At 38.0% G+C, this 693-nt stretch carries 1 pseudogene; it reads right to left on the bottom strand.

Going from position 1 to position 693, the window contains the following annotated elements:
* Positions 1 to 242: 242 nt before the first annotated feature.
* Positions 243 to 439, bottom strand: a pseudogene (locus tag ACXM1Q_RS09335) (IS630 family transposase); the annotation flags it as partial.
* Positions 440 to 693 lie beyond the last annotated feature (254 nt).

The raw sequence follows: 693 nt of genomic DNA, 5'->3' as shown, positions 1-693 counted from the left end.
TTGACAACAGGAACTTTTGAAGCTGTTCTATAGGCTAAACCAAGGCTACGATTAGCCTTGGCTAGTTAGCCTAACAGCTCCAAACCTGCTATCAAATGAAATAAGGAATCGACATCAAAAAGTTAGAGTACTTAAATTTCTAATAAGGTGGGGTGGCTAACTTCATTTTAGAACTTTCAAAAAATTTTTTCAAAGTAAGTTCCAGAAATATCTTTGATTTCTATTTCAAAATTTGAATAAATCTATTTTCTATGGATAATACTTTTGAGATCCTTTTGCTTAACTCTTGAATAACTTCTTGAAGCTGATCGATGACTGACTTCAATGTTGAAAATGAAATCCACGTTTGTGGATTTCAGCCTAAACCTGTTCAATGGGGATTCATCTCTGGGTTATAGGGAGGGATGAAGGGGACTTCAATAGTCGCAGGTATTTCAAGCAAGAAAAAATCTCACTCGAAATTCTAGCATACTGGAACTTACTTTGATACAGGCTGATTTTAGGGCTTTTTCGCGTACCCAAAATTTTTTGAGTAGAATCGTAAAGCCTCTAATTATCGCTCCTATAAATCGAGTAGGGACTAATTGATAGTCCCTCTCACACCACCGTGCGTGCCGTTCGGCACACGGCGGTTCAGTTAACTTTTAACGCATGTCGTTTTAAGTAGTAGTCTAGACAGCTGACCAGTCCTCG

The sequence above is a fragment of the Streptococcus sp. 10F2 genome (genome assembly GCF_054331515.2).
Note: the sequence above shows the minus strand (reverse complement) of the source record. Positions and strands in the feature narration are given on the sequence as shown.